This window comes from Paenibacillus sp. QJM3NY_38 (genome assembly GCF_056173265.1).
Window position 1 is genome coordinate 4,400,338 of the sequence record NZ_CM149665.1, and the last position, 20,272, is coordinate 4,420,609.

Genomic DNA, 20,272 nt, shown 5'->3' on the forward strand with positions numbered 1-20,272 from the left:
TGTTATTGCCACATCAGGCTCCTTCCATACGGGAAGGGGCCATTTTTGTTAAGAGATAAGAAAGTATAGACTTCAGTGGCTTACCCACCTTATCTCGCAAGAAAAACTTCCGCTATATGCGGTCTGTCTTCTGAGAAAGTACGTCGATAGACGTTTTTCTTAGTGTACTTGTCCTATATCTATTCTCTTAAATCGCAAGACATGTGCAATTCTTTGAATTATTTCAGCACCAGCAGTCGATCATCCTGATCGGAAGGCACACCCCGGCCATCCGTATTGTTGGTAATGACATAGGTTTTGCCGTCATGGACTTTGACGTCTCTTAATCTGCCTTCACCTTCCAACACGACCTCAAGCGAGGCGTTCTCCGGCCGAAATTGGTACAACATCTGGCCGCGAAGAGTTGCCATGTACAAGCGGTCCTGATCATCAAAAGCGATGCCGGAAGGTGCGATTGCCGTTTCGCCGCTATGGTAAATCGGGAGCTTCATGCCTTCTAACCTATCATCGCCATAGATCTCGGGCCAGCCGTAATTGCTGCCAGCCGTGATCTCATTAATCTCATCGTGTCCGCCAGGCGTACCTGACGGTCCATGCTCTGAGCTGTACAATTCACCTTCCGAATTCCAGGCCAAGCCCTGCGAATTCCGATGACCTAGCGTATAGACATAAGAGCCTGCAGTCGGATTATCCGCCGGGACCTTGCCATCCAGCGTCAATCGCAAGATTTTGCCTGCTAGACTTTCCTGGTTTTGCGCAAGCTCTCCTTCTCCCGAATCTCCTGTCGTTACGTAGAGCATATCGTCGGGTCCGATTGCAATTCGGCCTCCGTTATGCACATTAGAGCCGGGAATACGCTCCAGGAAGACTTGCGACTCTGTCCATTGATTCCCGTCCTGCTTCAAAAGAACCAACCGGTTCATAACCTTTCCATCCTGATCATAGGTGTGGTAGGCAAAGGCCTTGCCGGAATCCTGAAAATCCGGGGCTAACGCAAAGCCCAGGAATCCGCCTTCTCCTTGGTGGACGACCGGCTTCTCGGTTTGTACCGACTGCCTGGTTCGTGTGCCGTCCTTGATCTGAACGATGTTTCCTTCCCGCTCGCTGACATATATCGTATCGCCGTCAAAATCGATCGACCAAGGTGTCCTCAACTGCTCTGCAAGCACATGATACGAGGAATCATTTTTCTCTTCCCGGTGGTCTTCCTGCCTCCCTTCTTCCTTAGCAGGGGGTGTCTGTGTACAAGCAGCAAGAAGCAGCACAACCGCGGTTAACGCAGCGCCAAGTCCCTTTCGTTTCAAAATCCAGCACCTCCCGGGTAATTTTATAGCTCCGGTGTCATCATCTGGATGCCTTGCCCCATGTCCTGTAATGAACGCATCACAATATCCTCATCGCTAAACGATTCGATCTGGCTGCCTGCTACATACCGGGTCTCATGTCCTCGTCCGGTAATAATGATCCTGTCCTCGTCACCAGCCAATTCCACAGCTCGTTGAATGGCTTCTTTACGGTTCAGGATAACCTCCCAATTCCCTGCCTCATGTGAGGTTAAGCCTCCCAGCATCTCAGCCAAAATCTGCTCCGGATCCTCCGAGAATGGATTGTCCGTCGTGAACAACACATAATCCGAATATGAAGCTGCAATGTCCGCCATGATCGGACGTTTCAACCGATCCCTTTCGCCCCGGCAGCCCATCACGCATATCATTTTGCCCGCCGTTATTTCCTTGGCCGATTGCAATGTTGCCTTAAGTCCATCCGGATTATGCGCATAATCCACAACCACGCGAAATCTTCGTCCCGTCTCTATTTCTTGAAATCGTCCATCAACCCCTGCAAAATGTTGAAGACTTCTGCAGATTTCTTCAAGCGGTATCCCTTCCAGCAAGCAAGTGGTCATGGCGGCAAGCGCGTTATACACGTTGTGAACACCATGCACCTTCAGACTGAAGTCGCCGTGTCCCCATGGCGTTTCTACATGAAACTTGCAGCCCTCCGGCATGTTTTGAATATGCGTTGCCCGAACATCGGCCTCGTTACGAATGCCATAGGTTACGATCTGTGCGGATGTCCGTTTTGCATAATAGGACGATGCTTCATCGTCGGCATTCAGGATCGCCTTCTTCAGCATGTCACGATTACTGTTGCCCAACTGGGTGAACAACAGCTCCTTCGTATTGCGATAGCTCTCCATATTCTGATGAAAGTCCAGATGATCATGCGACAAATTCGTAAAGACAACAGTCTGAAAATCGCATCCGCGCACTCTCCCCATATCCAATCCGTGCGAGGACACCTCCAATACGGCATAGTCTCCGCCATGGGTGACCATCGTATGAAAATAACGCTGCAGCTGAATCGTATCCGGCGTCGTATTCAGCGTTTTCTCCATATGATCTCCGATCTTCATATACAGTGTGCCAATAATGCCCGTTTTGCGGTGAGCGTCGTTCAGAATCTTTTCTACCATGTGGGTTGTCGTTGTCTTGCCGTTTGTCCCGGTAATTCCGATCAGTTTCAATCGCTGCGTGGGATCTCCAAAAAAGGCGTTTGCAAGAATCGGCAGAATTCTTCTGGTATCCGGTACCGTTATATGTGTAACGTTTCCTGGTAGTCCCGGCAGCTCCCGTTCAGCCACAATGGCAACAGCGCCGTTACGTATCGCCTGCCGGGCATAGTCATGACCGTCCACGTGAAAGCCTGGAACACAGACGAACAAGCCGCCAGGCCGGATCTCTCTTGAATCTGTATCCAGGTTCGTGATATCCACAGAAGTGCTGCCCGTTATCGTCTTAAGAATCAGCCGCTCCGTCAGTGATTTCAGAATCATGTCAAGTTCCTCATCTCGTGATGTAATCAAAATCCCAGGGTCAGGTGGCAGTGTGATATATAGGATGTAGAATTTACGACTATGTATTGTTTTAACCAGCATTTCTTATTAACCTAACCAAGCAAGGGCATTCTGAAACAAGAATGTGATGACTGGAAGTGTTAACCATGTTACGCTGGAAGTAAGCGGTTGCAATTTTTGAAATGGTTGATGCAGCCTGCTGAATATAGGACGCGTTTCGAGAATCCGCTCCGTTATTCCATATCTGCTTGAAAGGAGAACCATCGATGGGACCGTTCACGGACGATTTGCTTCAAAATAAAGTCGTATTGATTACGGGAGGGGCCACGGGCCTTGGTCGGGCCATGGGAGAGAAGCTCGCGCAGCTTGGCGCTAAACTCGCCATATGCGGACGCCGGGAGGAAGTTCTTCAGCAGACCGCTGAAGAATTAAAACAGCAAGGCTGCGAGGTATGGTACAAAAGCTGCGACGTTCGAGACCCTGCGCAGATATCGGCTCTTGTTGATGCGGCAGAGCAGCATTATGGAGGTATTGACGTGCTTGTCAACAATGCAGCCGGGAACTTCATCAGCCCCACCGAGCGCCTCTCTCCTCGGGCTGTGGATGCCGTGCTGAACATCGTGCTGCACGGCACCTTCTACGCAACCCTTGAAGTCGGCAAACGCTGGATTGAGCAGGGCAAAAGCGGAACGATGCTCAACATCGTCACAACATATGCTTCAACAGGCTCTGGCTATGTGGTCCCATCTGCAGCCGCAAAAGCGGGCGTGCTTGCGCTGACACGTTCCCTCGCGGTGGAGTGGGCCCCTTACGGGATCCGACAAGTCGCGATCGCCCCGGGTCCATTCCCGACTGAAGGCGCATGGTCAAGATTATCGCCCACGCCGGACCTGGAGCAAAAGATGATCGACCGCATCCCCCTAAAGCGCGTAGGGGATGCAGAGGAATTAGCTAATCTCGCCGCGTTTCTCATTTCCGATTATGCCGGTTATATTAATGGTGACGTGATCACCATCGATGGCGGCGAATGGCTGCAGGGCGCGGGACAATTCAACGACCTGGCGGAAGTGACCCATGAGCAATGGGATCGGCTGGCCGAACTGACACGCAGGGGCAAATAACCCCATACTTAAGAAAAACATCTATCGTCGTGCTTCTACAGTTGACAGACTGCATTCAGAGGAAACTTATCGATTATCAGTTTCACTGCAAACTTATATATTCCCTTATCTAAAATTAGCCCCAAGCCAGTGAGCATGCCGTAACTGCTCTTGCTTGGGGCTAATCCTGTAACCTGTGTTATTCGTTAATTCTCATAGGAATCGACCAGCAGGGCGTACACGATGCCTGGCCCGTGAACGCCAATCGTAAGATCGTTCTCGATATCGGCGGAACGGCTCGGGCCCGAGATGAAATGGATTCCCGCCGGCAGCTGCTCGCGTCCGGCCTGATCAAACTGAACCAGAATCTCGCCTAGTCGGGTAACCATTCGCTCTATTGGAATAATGGCTATCAACACGGTCGGCAGCAGGCTGACCGAACGTCCTTTATGCGGGGTCGATTTCACCGTAATCGAACCGGTGTAAGCCGCAGCATAATCCGCCATGACGACACCAAAATCAGCTCTGGCAGCGACAGCCCTCCAGTCCGTGTCCGCTGCCTCATTCCAGGAGAGAACAAGCGCCTCCGGCAAGCTCTCTTCCAGCCCCAGGCGGTCCAGCGCGTCTTCCTGCTGACGAAGAATCGTAGCCGCACTCATCTCCATCGCTTTGTCCCTAATAAACCGGCTGACCTCTTCGCGGTGGCTCAGCCTTACCACATGGCCTCCTGCCGCTTCAAAGTTGGCGGTAAACTGCGTAATCCTCTCCTCAATCGGCCACTCAAACTCATTCCAGAAATCGGGGGCACCGCGGAAAGGATGCTCCGGAGCGGTGCGAACCCGGCTTCTGCCCAGCTTCGCTGCAATTCCATTCATGAACTGCTCCTGCTTCTTGCGAGACTGTTCTTCAAGACGGCTCAGCCAGCTGCGATCGGTTTCGTTAGTCATGGGCCTTCTCCCCCTTTCCGAACTTCTGCTGCTGAAGCCGCTCCTTCAATCGGTTGGCGATTTCAGGGTCCATTGTCCCGGAGGTTCCGCGAATATCCTGCTCCATCTCCGACCATCGGTCACGGAAGGATTGCTTGGGGAGACTTGGGGTTACCCTGTATGAATTCCACCCCTTCAAAGGTCCGATCCGCGTTCGAATCTCCCCGCCTCGAACCACTAATTTCTGGCCCCACTTTCCGAGGGATACCACGCTGCGATAACGCTTGGCATTCCCCATGATCGCCGAGAAGCCCTTCATGCCCATCGCTTCCAGCTTGTCACCGCGTCCGGCTTCAATCTTCCGACGGCGCAGGGATACCAGCATATCATGCAGCGGAATCTTCACGGGGCATGCTTCATAACAAGCGCCGCACAGGCTGGATGCGTTCGCAATATCGTCCCATTCCGCGACGTTCTTGTTCAAGGCAGGCGTTAATACGGCACCGATTGGGCCGCTATACGTGCCCCCATAAGCGTGCCCGCCAATATGGCGATATACGGGACAGGCATTCAGGCAGGCGCCGCAGCGTATACAGTTAAGCAGCTCCTGAAATTCGGGGTCCCCGAGCTGAAGAGAACGGCCGTTATCAATGATGATAATATGCATTTCATCCGGTCCATCGGCATCCAGTTCTCTCTTCGGACCACTGATACCGGACATGTATACCGTCAGCTTCTGACCGGTCGCCGAACGCGGCAGCAAGGTAGCCATGACTTCGAGATCCGCCCATGACGGAATAATTCGCTCCATGCCCATCAGGGTAATCTGTGTCTTTGGCACCGTCGTCACCATGCGGGCATTGCCTTCATTCTCGAACAACACCATCGAACCCGTCTCGGCAATCGCAAAATTACACCCCGTCATGCCAATGTCCGCTTCAAGGAACTTCTCTCGCAGCTTCATGCGGACAAAACCTGCCATAATCGCCGTATCGGGCGGCAGCGTTTCGCCTGCCTCTGCGGACAACAGCTCCGCAATCTGGTAACGGTTCTTATGGATAGCGGGTATGATGATATGAGAAGGCGTTTCATCCGCCAGCTGAATAATATACTCGCCGAGATCCGTTTCGACGGCCTCCACTCCGATCGAGTCGAGCGCCTTGTTCAGATGCAGCTCCTCGGACACCATTGATTTTGATTTCACGACGGACTTGGCCGATTTATGCTTCGCAATCTCAAGGGAGATCGCGACGGCTTCTTCCGCCGTCTCCGCAAAATGGACATGGGCTCCGTTCGCCCTGGCCTGCTCAGCAAACTCATTCAAATAATAATCCAGGTGAGCGATAGTATGGAGCCGGATTTGGCGTCCCCGTTCCCTCCACGCATCCCAGTTGCCATGCTCCTCCGACGCGAGCTTCTTGCCGAGACGCAGCCGCTCTGTCGTAAACTTCACCGCATTGCGCAGAAAATCATTATTGAGAGCGTAACCTGCGCGTTCCTTAACCGTTTGCGCTTTCGATTCAGCTGTGCTCATGTACGCTCACCCCCTCATACAACAGTTCGGCCAAATGCTTGACCTGAACCTTCTCGCCCCGGTGGCGCAGATTGCCGGCAATATTCATAAGGCAGGCCATATCGAGACCGACAAGCACGGACGCCTCGGTCTCCAGCACATGATCGCTTTTCTCCGTTACCATCGCGCCTGAAATATCCGCCATTTTCACGGCAAACGTTCCCCCGAACCCGCAGCAATCCTCGGCAAAAGGCAAGGGAACAAGTTCCAGTCCCTTGACTTGGCTAAGCAGTTTCATTGGCTGCTCCTTCACCCCGAGCAGGCGGCTTCCGTGACAGGATGGATGATAGGTTACCTTGTGTGGATAGTCGGCGCCAACATCGGTCACGCCCAGCACGTCAACCAGGAATTGCGTAAACTCATAGCATTTGGATTGAAGCGCTTTCGCTTTATCCAAGTATAAGGGATCGTCCTTGAACAAATCCGGGTAATGATGAATCATATACGTGCAGGAGCCGGAAGGAGACACCACAAAGTCGCTATCGTCAAAAGCGTCCAGAATCGTCTTGGCACTGATGCGAGCATCATCCCAATAACCACTGTTGTAGGCCGGTTGGCCGCAGCAGGTCTGGATTTCCGGAAATTCCAGCTGCACGCCGTACCTTGCCAGCAATCTTGCCATCGATTCAGCTACCCGTGGGAACAAGGCATCGCTGAGACAAGTGACAAATAATGAAATCTTCAACATCTTCACCCCGCTAATCATCAGGATATGGACCGAAGAATCGGCCTCTAGCAAGAACCCCCCGGAACGGGGGGATTCCATGCTGCTATGTTATAGAAGCTTGCTCTATACAGATTCGATCTTGATGCCCAAAGCTCGATAAGGTGCCGCTTCCTCTTCCGTCAATCGGCGATCGGTAATGATCAGATTCACTTGGGATAGATCGGCAACCTGCGCAAAAGCCTGCGTGCCGAATTTGCTGGCATCGGCGAGCAGAATGGTCTCATCTGTCATTCCGATCATTTTATGCTTGATTCTCGCCTGAAGCTCATTGGATTCGCTAAGGCCCCGCTCGATATGCACACCCTTGCAGGATAGAAAGGCTTTATCCACGTAGTAAGCATCCAGCGAGCGTTCCGCAAGCGGACCGACAAAGGACAGGGAACGATGAGCCAGAATGCCGCCTGTGGAAATCACCTGAACCCTTTCCTTGGTGCTCAGCTCAGCGGCCACCTTAATCGAATTCGTCAGCACGGTCATCGGAATATCCGGTATGATTTTTGCCATGTACCAAGCCGTAGAGCTTGCATCCAGCAAGATGCGATCATTCGGATGGATTCGCTTGACCGCTTCCTCCGCGATCCGCTGCTTCTCCAGCGCATGCATGATTTCCCGCTCAGCATACGGTATTTCCGGCTGCGACCGCTGAATTTCCGGTTGATCCTTCACGCTAACCGCTCCGCCATGGGAACGGCGCAAGCGCCCTGCTTGCTCCAGCCTGTCAAGATCGCGGCGAATCGTTTCTTCCGTTACACCGCAGAGCTGACTCAGCTCGGAGACTCGGATGCTCCCTCTTTCGTTGACCAACTGTACTATTTTCTCATATCGTTCTGCAACCAGCATCATACCGCCCATCCTTACTGTTCGTATATTCTATCTCTTCCCGGTTCGCTGACCGAACACCCCGTAGGCCTCCTCCCATAAGGAAGTTTCCTTAGGCTCGTAGGTCTTGACCGGGAAGGACTCTCTAATGACTGCGCGTGCTTCCCATATATCGGACAGCTCGCCTTGCGCGATCCACTGCACGGCCATATTGCCGATGGCACTGCCCTCCGCAGGTCCGGCCCATACGGGTTTCCCTATCGCATTCGCAGTCCACTGGCATAATGTTTCATTATGAATGCCACCGCCCACCATATGCAAGCCCTGAAATTTTTGCCCCGACAATTCCTCGGTCAACTCCAGCACATAACGGTACTGCATGGCCAGGCTCTCCATAATGCAGCGTACAAGAGCGCCTGCATCCTGCGGAACGCTCTGGTTTGTGCGCGCCGCGTATTCCACTACACGCTTCGGCATATCTCCGGCTGGGAGGAATACGGGATCATCGGGATCAATAAAACAAGCAAATGCCGGCGCCGCATCCGCCATCTTAACCAATTCGGGATAGGAGTACGTTAACCCTTCTCGTCCCCAGGTCCGCTGACATTCCTGCAGAATCCAAAGCCCCATGATATTCTTGAGCAGTCGGTACGTGCCGTAGGCTCCTCCCTCATTCGTGAAGTTCAGCTCTCTGGCCCGTTCATGAATGACAGGCTGATCGACTTCAGTTCCCATCAGCGACCAGGTACCGCAGCTCAAATAAGCAAACGAACGCTCTATAGCCGGAACCGCGACCACGGCGGAAGCCGTATCATGCTCTGCAACCGTATAGAGCGGAATCGGCGGGATCCCCAGCTCCTCCGTGACGGAAGATCTCAGAGCTCCAACATGCGTACCGGGCTGAGAAACAGGATGAAATAACTTATGAGGAATATTCAATGATTTCAAGAGATGATCATCCCAGCTCGCCGAAAGCGGGTTATACAGCTGCGTTGTAGTAGCGTTCGTAAATTCATTCGCCATCTCGCCGGTCAAGAAGTAGCGCAGCAAATCGGGAATCATAAGAAAACGCTCGGCTTCTTGAAGCAAGTAGGGCTTCTTCCGCTGCAAGGAAGCCAGCTGATAGATCGTGTTGAATGAGAGGAACTGAATCCCCGTCCGATCAAAGATCTCGGCAGGCGGCACATCCCGGAAGACCTGTTCCATCACGCCATCCGTGTGCGTGTCCCGATAATGATACGGATTCATGAGCAGCTCCCCGCTTCGATCCAGGAGCCCGAAATCCACCGCCCAGGAATCAATCCCGATGCTCGTCGGCAGGCTATGCTGCCCCTTCAATCGGAGCAAGCCCTGCTTCATCTCGTGGTAGATCCGCAATATATCCCATTGGAAACGGTCGCCGATTCGAACCGGATCGTTCGGGAACCGGTGAATTTCCGTTACGTCGATGATTCGGCCGTTCCATTGGCCCAGCATGGCCCTGCCACTGCTTGCGCCCAAATCAAATGCAAGAACGCTCAACGCTCCCCAGCCTCCTTGTCAGATCATAATCAACGATTCAGGCACGAGCCCGAGTGATATTCAATCTCTTCTCATGCTTGCGTACGTTTCAGCAATACATCCCGTTCATACTGTTTCACTTCGGACAGCCACTCTTCTCTAACAGGTACGCCCATACGTTCGCAGTAATAATCCCACACCGCTCCAAACGGATAGGATTTAAACTCTTCCGTTAACGCCAGGCGGGTCGTGTAATCGCCTTCAAGTTCGGCCTGCTTCAGCCGATCGACAGGTTCCAGCTTGGCACGCAGCAGCGCCTTTATCGTATTTCGGGTACCGATAACCCACGCGGCGATGCGGTTAATGCTGGCATCAAAAAAGTCCAGTCCAATATGGGTAACATCCAGCAGGTTATTGCGCACCAGCTCGCGTCCAATCTCGGTCAGTTCATCATCCATGATGACGACATGATCGCTGTCCCAGCGCATCGGCCGGCTGACATGAAGGAGAAGTCCGTCGGTGAAAAGAGCAAGCGATGACAGTTTGCCGGCAATGCTCTCGGTTGGATGGAAGTGACCCGCATCCAGGCAGATCAGCTTGTTGTTCCGAATGCCGTATCCCATGTAGAACTCGTGCGAACCCACAACGTAAGCCTCGGAGCCCAGTCCGAACAGTTTACTCTCGACGGCATCGAGGTTCCATTGCGGATTAATATCTTCAGCAAAAATCTCATCCAGCGCATCCTTCAGCCGCTGCCTCGGCGCCATTCGGTCTACCGGCATATCCTTGTAACCATCCGGAACCCAGATATTCGTCACGCAGGTTTGACCCAGCTGTTCGCCGAAGTAAGCCCCGATTCTTCGCGATGCCTTGCAATGCTCAATCCAAAATTGACGGATTGCCGGATCGGCATGACTCAGCGTAAACCCATCCTTCGCTTTGTCGTGGGAGAAGCAGGTCGGATTAAAATCGAGTCCGATTCCTTGCTCTTTGGCCCAATCCACCCAAGATTGGAAGTGCCTCGGCTCCAGATGATCCAGATCAACAGTCTCGTCGGTATCCGCGTAGATCGCGTGGAGGTTCACCTTGTGGGATCCCGGAATGAGCGACATCGCTTTTTCCAGATCGGCCCGCAGCTGTTCCGGCGTTCCTGCAGCGCCTGGATATTCTCCGGTCACGGATATGCCCCCGGACAGCTCTTGGTCGCGAAACAGGAATCCCCGGACATCGTCTCCTTGCCAGCAGTGAATGGAGATTTTGATGCGTTCAAGTTCCGTCAAAATTTCGTCCACGTTGATGCCATGCTGCCCATAGAGCTTTTTCGCTTCTTCAAAGTTCCTTGCAACATCCTGCCTCATCCCATAACCTCCCGTATGATAAGGATAGCTAGGTCATCTCTGACCCAGCTTCCCATCTTAATAAGAAATCTTGATTTCTTGCGGTAGATGCGTCATATCTTCATTCGATTTAGCGAGTAAACGCAGCAGGCACTCCGCCGTCAATTGTCAACATGCAGCCCGTTGTCTTCGAAGATCTTGATGATGCAAAGTAAGCGATGCCTTCGGCAATATCCTGCGGATAGATGTTGACAAGAAGCGTCGTGCGTTTACGATAGTGCTCTTCGAGCTGATCCGGTTCAATCCCGTAAGCTGCTGCCCGCTCGTTTCTCCAGTTCGAATTCCAGATCGCGGAGCCTTGCAGAATGGCATCCGGAAGAATGGTATTGACTCGAATGCCGTATTCTCCGCCTTCCGCAGCAATGCAGCGAGCCAGGTGAGCCTCCAATGCTTTTGCGGAGCTGTATGCAGTCACGTTTTTGCCGGCATAGACCGAATTTTTCGATCCCACAAACACCATGCTTCCGCCAACGCCCTGTGTCTTCATCAACGAGAAGGCTTCCCGCGCAACCAGGAAATAACCTGTGCCCAGCACGTTCATGTTCAGATTCCATTCCTTCAGCGATGTCTCGTCAAACGGGCTGGATGTCGCAAGGCCCGCATTGTTGACGATAATGTCAACACCGCCATAAGTGATGGAGGTTTCTCGATAGGCGCGTTTCACGGCCTCTTCGTCGGTTACATCCATTTTAACAGCAAATGCCCGATTCTCCCCGTATTTTGCATTGATCTCCTCGGCTACCTGCTGTGCGCCTTCCAGGTTCAAATCCGCCAAAACGACATGTGCGCCTTCAGCTACCAGCCTGCGGGCCGTGGCACTTCCGATACCGCCTGCTCCTCCGGTGATAAAAGCGATCTGGCGCGAAAACTCCGCTTCTGCCGGTGCGAGACTCAATTTATACAGCTCCAGCGGCCAATACTCCACGTTGTAGGATTCATTTTCACTCAGGGATACAAAATCGCCCAGGGCCGTCGCGCCGCGCATGACCGCAATCGCCCGATGATACAGGGCGCCGCTGACTTGCGACATCGCCCAGCTCTTGCCCGTGTTGATCATGCCGATGCCCGGAATAAGAATGACGCGCGGAGCCGCCTCGAACATGATATCGCCTTCATGATGGTTGCGATCAAAATAAGCTTGATACTGCTCTTTGTATGCTGCAATGCCTTCGATCAGCTTTGCCTTAAGGCCTTCGACATCTTCAGCATCAGGTGTCCAGTCGATGAAGAGAGGAACTACCTTGGTATGAACCAGATGATCGGGGCAAGCTGCGCCTACTTGGGACAGCTTCGGCGAATCGATACCGCCGACAAAGTCCAGCACATCCTCTTGATCGTCGAAGGACAGGATCATCTTCTTCACATCGCTGACGGCACCGCGGACCGCGGGCATCACTTCGGCGGCAATGCTGCGGCGCACTTCCGAGGCCAGTGGGGCGAACTTCCGGCCACCGAACAGCTTGTCGTTATTCACTCGCGCTTCGATGAAGGCTTCAGCTTCACTAATGATACGAATCGTTTGTGCGTAACAGTCTTCCGATGTATCGCCCCAAGTGACAAGCCCGTGCTTCTCCATAAGCACAAGCTCGGCTTTCGGATTAGCCAACACCCCTTCGGCAATCATCTTAGACAGCGTAAATCCAGGGCGAACGTAAGGTACCCACACAAATCGGTCGCCAAAAATCTCCTGGGCTAATTCTTTGCCGTTATGGGCGCAGCATAAGCTGATAATGGCATCCGGATGTGTATGGTCCACATGCCGAAACGGCAAGAACGCGTGCAGCAGCGTTTCAATGGATGCGCGCGGGTGCTTCGAATCGACCATGCAGTGACCCAGGTAAGCCACCATCTCTTCATCCGACATCGAATCCCTTTCGAACAATGGCCGGATGTCCTCCATCCGCAAGCCTGTGAAATTGCCCGCTTTCATGGTAGCCAGATCCGATCCGCTGCCTTTTACGTACATAACCTCTATGTCCTTGCCGCGAAAATCCTGAATCGTTGTTTTGCTGGATGTATTGCCGCCGCCCCAGTTGCATACACGCCGGTCGGACCCGATTAAATTCGAACGGTAGACCAGCTCATCCAATGTATTTTGTGCCTGCTGTGCCTTTGACTGTTCCCATAAGCTTTGAACCATGAAGTTTCCCCTCCGATTGACCATATGAATTTGCTTTCATTTGTTTCTCATAATATCACGCCCGTTTATCTTTGAATAGTATATTTTCAAAAATAAACACAGATTTATATTTGATTACGCACTGTGAATCTGTTACAAACAAAAAAGCAGCCCTGCCAGAGTTGCCTCTGAACAGAGCTGCTATGCTGCTATATGATAAACCTATGATTTGTCCGGGCCTGCGGCTGCCATTTGATCCGCCTTCGCAATTCCTTCGATCAATGCATCACGAAACGCAATTTCTTCCTCATTGACGTAACCCATAAATACAATTTCCGAAATGTCTTTATGGTTGAAAAAGATATTGGAATCCGCGGTCAGATTCCCGTGAGGGTAGAAGCAGGCCACGTAATCCCAACGCTTCAACGTCTTGGAGTCGTTCTGCATCCGACCATAGATCATCAGCGTCTGGTCCCATTCCTTGAACTTGACTACAGATCCGATTGGCAGCAGCTTCTGTTCCGTTTGCTCTTGCTGTTCCATGTTAATCAACCCTTCAATATTTTTTTACCGATCCAATATACAATCGACACAACGAGCGGTATTCCAATGAGAAAGGATAGGCAAATGACTGCTTTTTCCGCAGCTGCGTAACTTGTGTCAAGCAGATTGGGAATCACGGTGCCCAGTACACCGACAACAGCAATGATCACCATTATGTATTTGAACCGTTTTTGTTTATCGCTCATCGGCGGTGCTCCCCCTTCTATTTTACCGTAATCGCTCCTCCGAGCCCGACAAGGCTTGCTCCAGGTCCTAACGGCACGTGGAACTTTAAACCGCTTTTCCCCACCTCAGCGGATGCGCCGAGTACGCCGAGTGAAGCGGAACCTCCAATATGCAGCTCCTTATCCGTCCATGGAAGCGGAATATTCACGCCGCCTTCATACTTGTTTAATGTAGCTTCAGCCCCAACACTGAGCGTGCCATCCTTAACGGCCGCCTCAACCTCGGCCTTAACCAGGCTAACCGATCCTTCGACATGATCATTAGCATAGCCTGCTTCTACAACGGCCCCGCTGGCATGCGCTCCTTCGGTAAGGCTGGCTCCTGCGCTGCCTGTTATGGCTTTGGCGAATAACCCATTCTCTTCATGCTTGATTACGCTGCCTTCCACATTTACACCTTTAAGTGCTGCATCCAGCGGGTTACTTGAAGATTTTGCAGAAACACCGAAAGCCATGGTTGCAGAGCCTGCTGCAGCTGCCGTGGCGATTCCGGTTCCGGAGGCTGCTCCAGCCAGAATACCTGCACCGGCAACTGCTCCTCCAGCGGAAGCACCGTTCACCATCTCATCCGTGGAACGGAATTTGACGGAAATTTGCTTCAGTTCGGTGGATATCGATTGTAAGCACTCTACGAATTTGATCATGGTTGCCCTGGCTTGCTGGTAATCCCCGAAAAACCGCTCACGGGTCATCCCCTGCCACTGGCCTTCCATTTCATGAATGCTTCGCTGGAGCCGCTCCACCATATCGCTGCTAAGTTGCCCTGACTGCGCAAATTGCGTGGATACCTGCTCCAACTGCTCGGGTGTAACTAAAATTCGATTGGACATAATACGGACGCCCCTTCTGTCTTTTTTGCCTCTGCTCTTCAGGCAGTCTAAATGCAAATTTCAATTCCATAAACCTATTAACCGGTCGAACTCGTGAATAACCACATTTTTCAATTTTAGTAGGTATACAGGAAAGGGGCAATCAAGCGAGAGGTTCATTTCTTAGTGCCTAATCTAGTAAAAAAGAACTGGCTCCGTTCCTCTCCCGTCCTGATTAACACTCGCTTCATCCCCGGCTTTAGTCCAGCCTTGAAATCATTCCGGCGTACAGGGTCCCCTTACATCCCCAGCCCGTTAAAGTCACCCCCATTCTCCTGTAGATTATAGACAATTCATATTTACGGAGAGGGTGTCATTCATATGAATCAACTTGCACGTGAAGCGACGAACCGGGCGATCAAGCTGTATAAGCAGGAGACTTGGCTTTTGCTGACGGGGCTGCTCGGGTTTTTGTTAGCCGGAATATGCGGGATATGGGTATTGCTGAATGGAGGACCTGTCTCGCCTGATGGAGATATCTCCAAAGCGTTTTCCTTCAACGCGGCCCTGGGGATCTTTATCATATCAACCGCCATCATTTTACCGGTTTCCGGTATGAGGCCTCGAAGCAAATCGATCTACCGCTGGTGTTATATTCCGCTCGTTCTGTTCTCCTACTTCGCCGAAACCGTTCAAAACTTCCGCGGTGTCGATCCGCGGTTCGTACAGAACGGCTCGACCTTTGATCATGTCATCTCGGCTATTTTTCCTGCTGTTGCGATTCTGCTTATCGTATTCTACCTGATCCTTGGCGCACAGTACTTCCGCAAGCGTGTAATGCAAGCCCATCCGGAACTCGGACTCGGCATTCGTTATGCCATGATCGCGGTGCTGGTATCTTTTGCAGCCGGCATATGGATTTCCATCAATGCGGGACGCTATACCGGGATCGACGGCAATATCATCTGGCTGCACGGTCTAGGGTTCCATGCTCTGCAGGCGATCCCTTTTATGGCGTGGCTGTCCATCAGAAAATCCGTCAATCCTGCGGTTAAACCGATACTGATCCATATTAGCGGCTTGGCGTATTTGCTCGGATTAATCGCCATTGGATGGCAGACGTTTCTTGGATACTCCATCGCCGAATGGTCTTTGCTTCCGATTCTGGCGGGCAGCTGTTTTCTTGTCTCATTCACACCGGTTATATGGCTGCTCAGTCAATCGAATACATCCGTTGAACCCATCCACAATGCCCACTCCACTCGTAATGTATAAGGCTAGCACAAGAAAGAATAGCGTCTATCGACGAACTTTCTCAGAAGACAGACCTCGTTTATAGGATGTTTTTCTTGCGGTATCAGGAAGGCCCATGCTTCGAAGTTTATACTTTCTGATATCTAAAAAAAAGAGACAGTACCGGGGATTTCCCCGCCTGTCTCTTCTATAAAAACACTGCGCCCGTAATCTAAAGCCTTTTTGACCGCTTAAATAAACAAAAACGGAATGAGGAACAACAGCGCAATGGCTTCCCAAGCAAACACATTGGCTCCCCAACCATATCCGCCGTAACCGTAAGGTCCGAATGCGGACGTGTGCGCACCGCCTTTAGTAGACTTCGAAGATTTTTTGCCCTTCTTGCCTTTTGTGGACAATATATATGCGGATGGGTTCGCAAATTCGAGTTCAAGGCCTCGATCATGTACACCGCGTATGGTCCCCACGACTTCTGTTCCATCACGCATGACAGCGCAAACGGTTTTGCCGACGTAACCTTTGCATCCTTCTGCCGAAATTGGTATTGGCTGCACTCTATCTCCCCCTCCCCAGCGTTTGTGTATTATATTCCCCCTGGGGAGAAGGCGGCAGAGATAGATGTCCACGTCACCAAAAATCCGCAATTGAACCTTACTTATCACTAGCCTTACGGTAGGCCCTAACCATTAAATCTTCGTCGATAGCGCCTTGGAACCGCTCTGATATCACACCATCCGGCTTAACGACGTAGGTGGTTGGATAGGCCACCACCTCATATCGTCTCGTGCTTGCTCCGCTCTGGTCGTATAGGACAGGGAAGGTTAAGCCATTTTTCTCGATGAAAGATTGCACCTCACTCATGCTATTTTCCAAATGCGTCATATTGACAGCCAGAATGATTACATTCTCATCCTGATATTTGTCGTAAAAATCCTGCATATAGGGCATTTCTACCTTGCATGGCGGGCACCAGGAGGCCCAGAAGTTCAGAAGAACGGTTTTCCCCCGATAATCGGACAGTTTGACCTCCTGCCCTTCCCGATTCATCAGCGAAAAATCCGGTGCGCGAAGTCCGGGCTTTAAGCCTTCAGCAATGGTATCCGAATTGCTTTCCACATTCGGAGATACGTTCGCTTCTCGCTCGCTGCCCGCGGTCAAAGCAAAGTCATAGATTACCCACACGAAGAGAGCCCCCATGATGAGCAGCACCGCTCCATTTCTTCCTAATCCCAGAGTAAGAAAGCGGGACAGCGGAGAATGGAATTGAAGCCAGCTCATCGTTAGCAATATGCCGAATAATAGCATATAGAATAATGAAGAGTTTACAGCGGCCCCGTCCGCCCACAACCACTGGAATACATACCCGGCCCATCCGCCTGCAATTGCCGACAACAGTGCGGACTTCAGCAGCAAACCTGAATTCTCCCTTTTTTTGTTCCAGCGCAGAGCTGCGTAGACCAGGGCTAGAACGGCCCCAAGCCATATTCCCTTCGTGCCGCCGGTCATGTAAATAAGCGAGGCGGGATGCTGAATGGTGCGGATCGGATCGAACACCAGCATCCCGAATTTCCATGAAATAAAACCGATGATAAGTACAGATAAATAAGTGTCCAGGATCCATTCCCGCTGCGGCATCTGGCGCAAACGAATTCGAAGCGCAGCAAATCCGGCCGCCGCACAGATCAGAAAAATCACGATGTCGGCCCTCATCATAAAAGGACCTATCGGAATTATACTCAAATACAAACCTCCTCAGGTCGGCAAAACAATTACCCACCGGGGTATATCCTCATCATAATAGATTCCCTCTCTAATGTAAACTTAAGCGGGGCATTTTTCAGGAGAAGGAGCCAATCCGGTCAATGGAACTCCACAGCAGAGCCACTTCCGTATGCGTTTTTCCGCCGATTACAATTTCTTTTCGTCTCCGTTCCTGACCGCCCATATGTTTATAAAAATGCTCAGCCGAATTACCTTCCAGCACCCAGACCAGTAAAGAACGATACCCGTTCTTTTGCAGAAACTCCTTCAGCCTCGCAAACAACTCCCGTCCCCAGCCCATCCCCTGAATCTCTTTCAGGAGATAGATCGCGTATAGTTCTCCTTCATCAGAAATCTTCTGCTCTCGCTCCGTGCCGTAAGACATGAACCCGTATACCTTGCCATCTTCATCGGCAATGACCAGAAGTTGTTCGTCCTCCGGCATATTGGCAAGCTTACGGCGCCAGCTTTCAACCCGATCCGCAGCAGACAAATTTTCTAAAAAGCGATTTTCCACGATCCCCTTATACGTCGTTTTCCAGCTGTTCACATGGACGTTAGCGATGCCTGCTGCATCCTGTTCATTTGCGTGTCTAATATGCATGAACTTCCTCTTCCTCCTGTCCATATCTTAATCCCTATGTATTCGCGGACACGCTCCGCGATCCTCTTTTTTCTTCGTGAACGCTTCATCCCCGATGACGAAATGCCCATTCCCGGCATAAATATATCCGGATATCGCTATCTCGAAAACAGCTGGCATTGGAAGGAGCGCATCTTGATTGAATAAGGCATTGATACGGCTTGAAGATATCGGTCCGGGCGGCTGGTATGAGACGGAAGAACAACAGGCAAAGCTGCTGGTAATCGCACAGTTCCTGCATCAGCTGCAGATTCCCTTTCATCTGGCCGTCATTCCGCGGTATGTAGATCCGGCACATCATGTGGATCGGTCGATAGATGATCAGCATGATGGAGCTTCCCTTCGATTTGTCCGGCTGCTGCAGACGATGGTAGACCTTGGCGCCTCGATTGGTATTCATGGATATACGCATCAGTACGGGGGATCGGTTAGCGGCGACGGATTCGAATTTGCTTATTCCGAATGCAGCGCCGACTGTCCTCCAGATGACCCGCCCGAAACGGTCCATTCGCTCCGTCAGCTGCAGCAATCTTATGCTTATCAGCGGATACAGCAGGCTCATAAGATGTTTCAAAGAGCTGGTCTTCCGGCGGTTTGGTATGAAACTCCTCATTATACCGCTTCATCTGTCCAGCGGCATATTATCGAGATCTGTAACGGCATCCTCTATGAATCACCGCCTTCCAGCCCGGATGCAAGGACAGCCGCACTACAGCACATCCCGGACGATCCGTTAACGAACGGGACGATCTACGTTCCCACTCCGCTTTATTATGTGGCAGGTGATAAGATCGAGGAAGAAGTCACTCGGATGGAACGGACATTGCAGGATTTCACAGGTCCACGCGAACTGGCTTCATTCTTTTACCACCCCTATCTCGAATTTCCCTATATCCGCTTCCTTGCTGATGGCACTGTACAGTATGACGAGCATTCACCGCTCAGAAGAATCATTCAAGCCTTCAAGAGAGAGTCTAAAACGTTTGTGTCCATAACCTCGATCATGCCCTTCATACCGGATTTCAGGGAAACCCGATTGCTGGACAGGATGGCCATGAAAGACCCTAAGTTTCTGCACGCCAAGAGACAAGGGCTGCCGGATCGATGGATCGTCCGGGACGAGACCAACAACCTATGGTACGACGCTGCTCTTGAGGTCGGGTTCCCCATGAAAATCCATAATGGCATACGATATATACGCCCCATGTTGGCAGACTGGCCGCTATACCCGGGTGGGACTGCGATGGCTGGCGATTATGATGGAGATGGCAGCATCGATGCGGCTGTATGGAATGCGGAGCTTGGGATATGTGAGGTTGCATTGGGCTCAGGCAGCCGTTTAGTACCTTCGGGTCATTGGCTCTGTGAATCTGGAGCCGTGGACTGGAAAGCTCTTACGGGAGATTTTGACGGGGACGGCAGACATGATTTATTTTTATGGGACCCTGTTACAGGGAAAGCCGCCATTGCTTATAGCTCCGGGCGTGATTTTAATTCTCCCCTAATTCAGCATGAGGTTTCCGTACGGGGTGAAGGCATGATACTCTCCATAGGAGATGTGAATGGCGATGGGCTGGATGACCTGGTTGTGTGGAATTCCGACTCAGGCACATGCCAGGTCTGGTTAAGCACCGGGAAACAGCTCGTGGACGCGGGAGATTGGTATTCCTCCAAGAGTCCAATGGGTTCATCCATATCCATGATGCTTGGCGACGTGGATGGCGATGGGCTGGAAGATTTAATTCTCATTGAACACACCGCAGGGAACTGGTTCGTTCTATATAGCTCCGGGACCGCCTTCGGGCGGCAGGAAGAACGGTTTGGGCCCTGGGTTGCCGGAGAACGGATGACACCTTTCCTTGGCGATCTGACGGGCAATGGCCGTGTCAGTCTGCTGGCGTGGTCTCCGAATCGGCTTGGCGGTACCTTGGACGCGGCCATCAATTCCAGGGACCGGACAATCGGATAAGGACATGATATACTTCTATACAACGAAACC

The 20,272-nt window shown here is 51.7% G+C and carries 18 protein-coding genes; 3 read left to right on the forward strand and 15 right to left on the reverse strand.

All coding sequences use genetic code 11. The features are described 5' to 3' along the window. Nucleotides 1–218: 218 nt before the first annotated feature. Both AC0VZ8_RS20230 and AC0VZ8_RS20235 read right to left on the reverse strand, forming a co-directional pair. On the reverse strand, nucleotides 219–1,304 hold the full coding sequence (locus tag AC0VZ8_RS20230) for a PQQ-dependent sugar dehydrogenase (RefSeq protein WP_475484210.1): 1,086 nt from the start codon (nucleotides 1,302–1,304) through the stop codon (nucleotides 219–221). 23 nt (nucleotides 1,305–1,327) lie between these two features. Continuing rightward, nucleotides 1,328–2,836 (reverse strand): UDP-N-acetylmuramoyl-L-alanyl-D-glutamate--2,6-diaminopimelate ligase, encoded by a 1,509-nt coding sequence (locus tag AC0VZ8_RS20235; protein ID WP_475484211.1) that lies wholly within the window; start codon nucleotides 2,834–2,836, stop codon nucleotides 1,328–1,330. Between the two features lie 287 nt (nucleotides 2,837–3,123). Here AC0VZ8_RS20235 and AC0VZ8_RS20240 point away from each other — a divergent pair, with 287 nt between their 5' ends. Then, the gene (locus AC0VZ8_RS20240; RefSeq protein WP_475484212.1) at nucleotides 3,124–3,978 is read left to right on the forward strand and encodes an SDR family oxidoreductase; all 855 of its coding nucleotides are present in this window, start codon (nucleotides 3,124–3,126) and stop codon (nucleotides 3,976–3,978) included. 185 nt (nucleotides 3,979–4,163) lie between these two features. On the opposite strand, the gene AC0VZ8_RS20245 is transcribed toward AC0VZ8_RS20240, so the two are convergent. The 10 genes from AC0VZ8_RS20245 to AC0VZ8_RS20290 form a co-directional block, all read right to left on the reverse strand. After that, the gene (locus AC0VZ8_RS20245) at nucleotides 4,164–4,904 is read right to left on the reverse strand and encodes a LutC/YkgG family protein (protein WP_475484213.1); all 741 of its coding nucleotides are present in this window, start codon (nucleotides 4,902–4,904) and stop codon (nucleotides 4,164–4,166) included. Beyond that, on the reverse strand, nucleotides 4,897–6,417 hold the full coding sequence (locus AC0VZ8_RS20250) for a LutB/LldF family L-lactate oxidation iron-sulfur protein (protein ID WP_475484214.1): 1,521 nt from the start codon (nucleotides 6,415–6,417) through the stop codon (nucleotides 4,897–4,899). The genes AC0VZ8_RS20245 and AC0VZ8_RS20250 overlap by 8 nt, the downstream gene beginning before the upstream one ends. After that, nucleotides 6,404–7,141, reverse strand: a complete 738-nt coding sequence (locus AC0VZ8_RS20255; protein ID WP_475487729.1) for a (Fe-S)-binding protein — start codon at nucleotides 7,139–7,141, stop codon at nucleotides 6,404–6,406. Before AC0VZ8_RS20255 ends, AC0VZ8_RS20250 begins: the two co-directional genes overlap by 14 nt. Nucleotides 7,142–7,246: 105 nt before the next feature. Further along, nucleotides 7,247–8,023, reverse strand: a complete 777-nt coding sequence (locus tag AC0VZ8_RS20260; RefSeq protein ID WP_475487730.1) for a DeoR/GlpR family DNA-binding transcription regulator — start codon at nucleotides 8,021–8,023, stop codon at nucleotides 7,247–7,249. Nucleotides 8,024–8,053: 30 nt separating this feature from the next. Then, complete coding sequence (locus AC0VZ8_RS20265; protein ID WP_475484215.1) at nucleotides 8,054–9,523, reverse strand: rhamnulokinase; 1,470 nt, start codon at nucleotides 9,521–9,523, stop codon at nucleotides 8,054–8,056. Nucleotides 9,524–9,594: 71 nt separating this feature from the next. Next, nucleotides 9,595–10,860, reverse strand: a complete 1,266-nt coding sequence (gene rhaA, locus AC0VZ8_RS20270; protein ID WP_475484216.1) for an L-rhamnose isomerase — start codon at nucleotides 10,858–10,860, stop codon at nucleotides 9,595–9,597. Between the two features lie 109 nt (nucleotides 10,861–10,969). Then, on the reverse strand, nucleotides 10,970–13,039 hold the full coding sequence (locus AC0VZ8_RS20275; protein WP_475484217.1) for a bifunctional aldolase/short-chain dehydrogenase: 2,070 nt from the start codon (nucleotides 13,037–13,039) through the stop codon (nucleotides 10,970–10,972). Nucleotides 13,040–13,240: 201 nt separating this feature from the next. Next, nucleotides 13,241–13,561: a DUF4176 domain-containing protein gene (locus AC0VZ8_RS20280; RefSeq protein ID WP_475484218.1), complete on the reverse strand. Its 321-nt coding sequence runs from the start codon at nucleotides 13,559–13,561 to the stop codon at nucleotides 13,241–13,243. A gap of 5 nt (nucleotides 13,562–13,566) precedes the next feature. Beyond that, on the reverse strand, nucleotides 13,567–13,767 hold the full coding sequence (locus tag AC0VZ8_RS20285; protein ID WP_260065386.1) for a hypothetical protein: 201 nt from the start codon (nucleotides 13,765–13,767) through the stop codon (nucleotides 13,567–13,569). A 17-nt stretch (nucleotides 13,768–13,784) separates the two neighbouring features. After that, the gene (locus AC0VZ8_RS20290) at nucleotides 13,785–14,636 is read right to left on the reverse strand and encodes a WXG100 family type VII secretion target (protein WP_475484219.1); all 852 of its coding nucleotides are present in this window, start codon (nucleotides 14,634–14,636) and stop codon (nucleotides 13,785–13,787) included. Between the two features lie 360 nt (nucleotides 14,637–14,996). On the opposite strand from AC0VZ8_RS20290, the gene AC0VZ8_RS20295 reads away from it, so the two are divergent. Then, nucleotides 14,997–15,890 carry a hypothetical protein gene (locus AC0VZ8_RS20295; protein ID WP_475484220.1) on the forward strand — a complete coding sequence of 298 codons (894 nt, stop codon included), beginning with the start codon at nucleotides 14,997–14,999 and terminating at the stop codon, nucleotides 15,888–15,890. Nucleotides 15,891–16,099: 209 nt separating this feature from the next. On the opposite strand, the gene AC0VZ8_RS20300 is transcribed toward AC0VZ8_RS20295, so the two are convergent. From AC0VZ8_RS20300 to AC0VZ8_RS20310, 3 genes are all read right to left on the reverse strand, one after another. Beyond that, entirely contained in the window at nucleotides 16,100–16,423 is a 324-nt protein-coding gene (locus AC0VZ8_RS20300) for a hypothetical protein (protein WP_071220298.1), read from the reverse strand. Nucleotides 16,424–16,520: 97 nt separating this feature from the next. Beyond that, on the reverse strand, nucleotides 16,521–17,609 hold the full coding sequence (locus tag AC0VZ8_RS20305; RefSeq protein WP_475484221.1) for a redoxin domain-containing protein: 1,089 nt from the start codon (nucleotides 17,607–17,609) through the stop codon (nucleotides 16,521–16,523). Nucleotides 17,610–17,706: 97 nt separating this feature from the next. Beyond that, nucleotides 17,707–18,234 carry an N-acetyltransferase family protein gene (locus AC0VZ8_RS20310; RefSeq protein ID WP_475484222.1) on the reverse strand — a complete coding sequence of 176 codons (528 nt, stop codon included), beginning with the start codon at nucleotides 18,232–18,234 and terminating at the stop codon, nucleotides 17,707–17,709. A gap of 178 nt (nucleotides 18,235–18,412) precedes the next feature. Between AC0VZ8_RS20310 and AC0VZ8_RS20315 the strand changes: the two genes are divergently transcribed. Continuing rightward, nucleotides 18,413–20,242, forward strand: a complete 1,830-nt coding sequence (locus tag AC0VZ8_RS20315; RefSeq protein WP_475484223.1) for a DUF2334 domain-containing protein — start codon at nucleotides 18,413–18,415, stop codon at nucleotides 20,240–20,242. The last annotated feature ends 30 nt before the right edge of the window (nucleotides 20,243–20,272 follow it).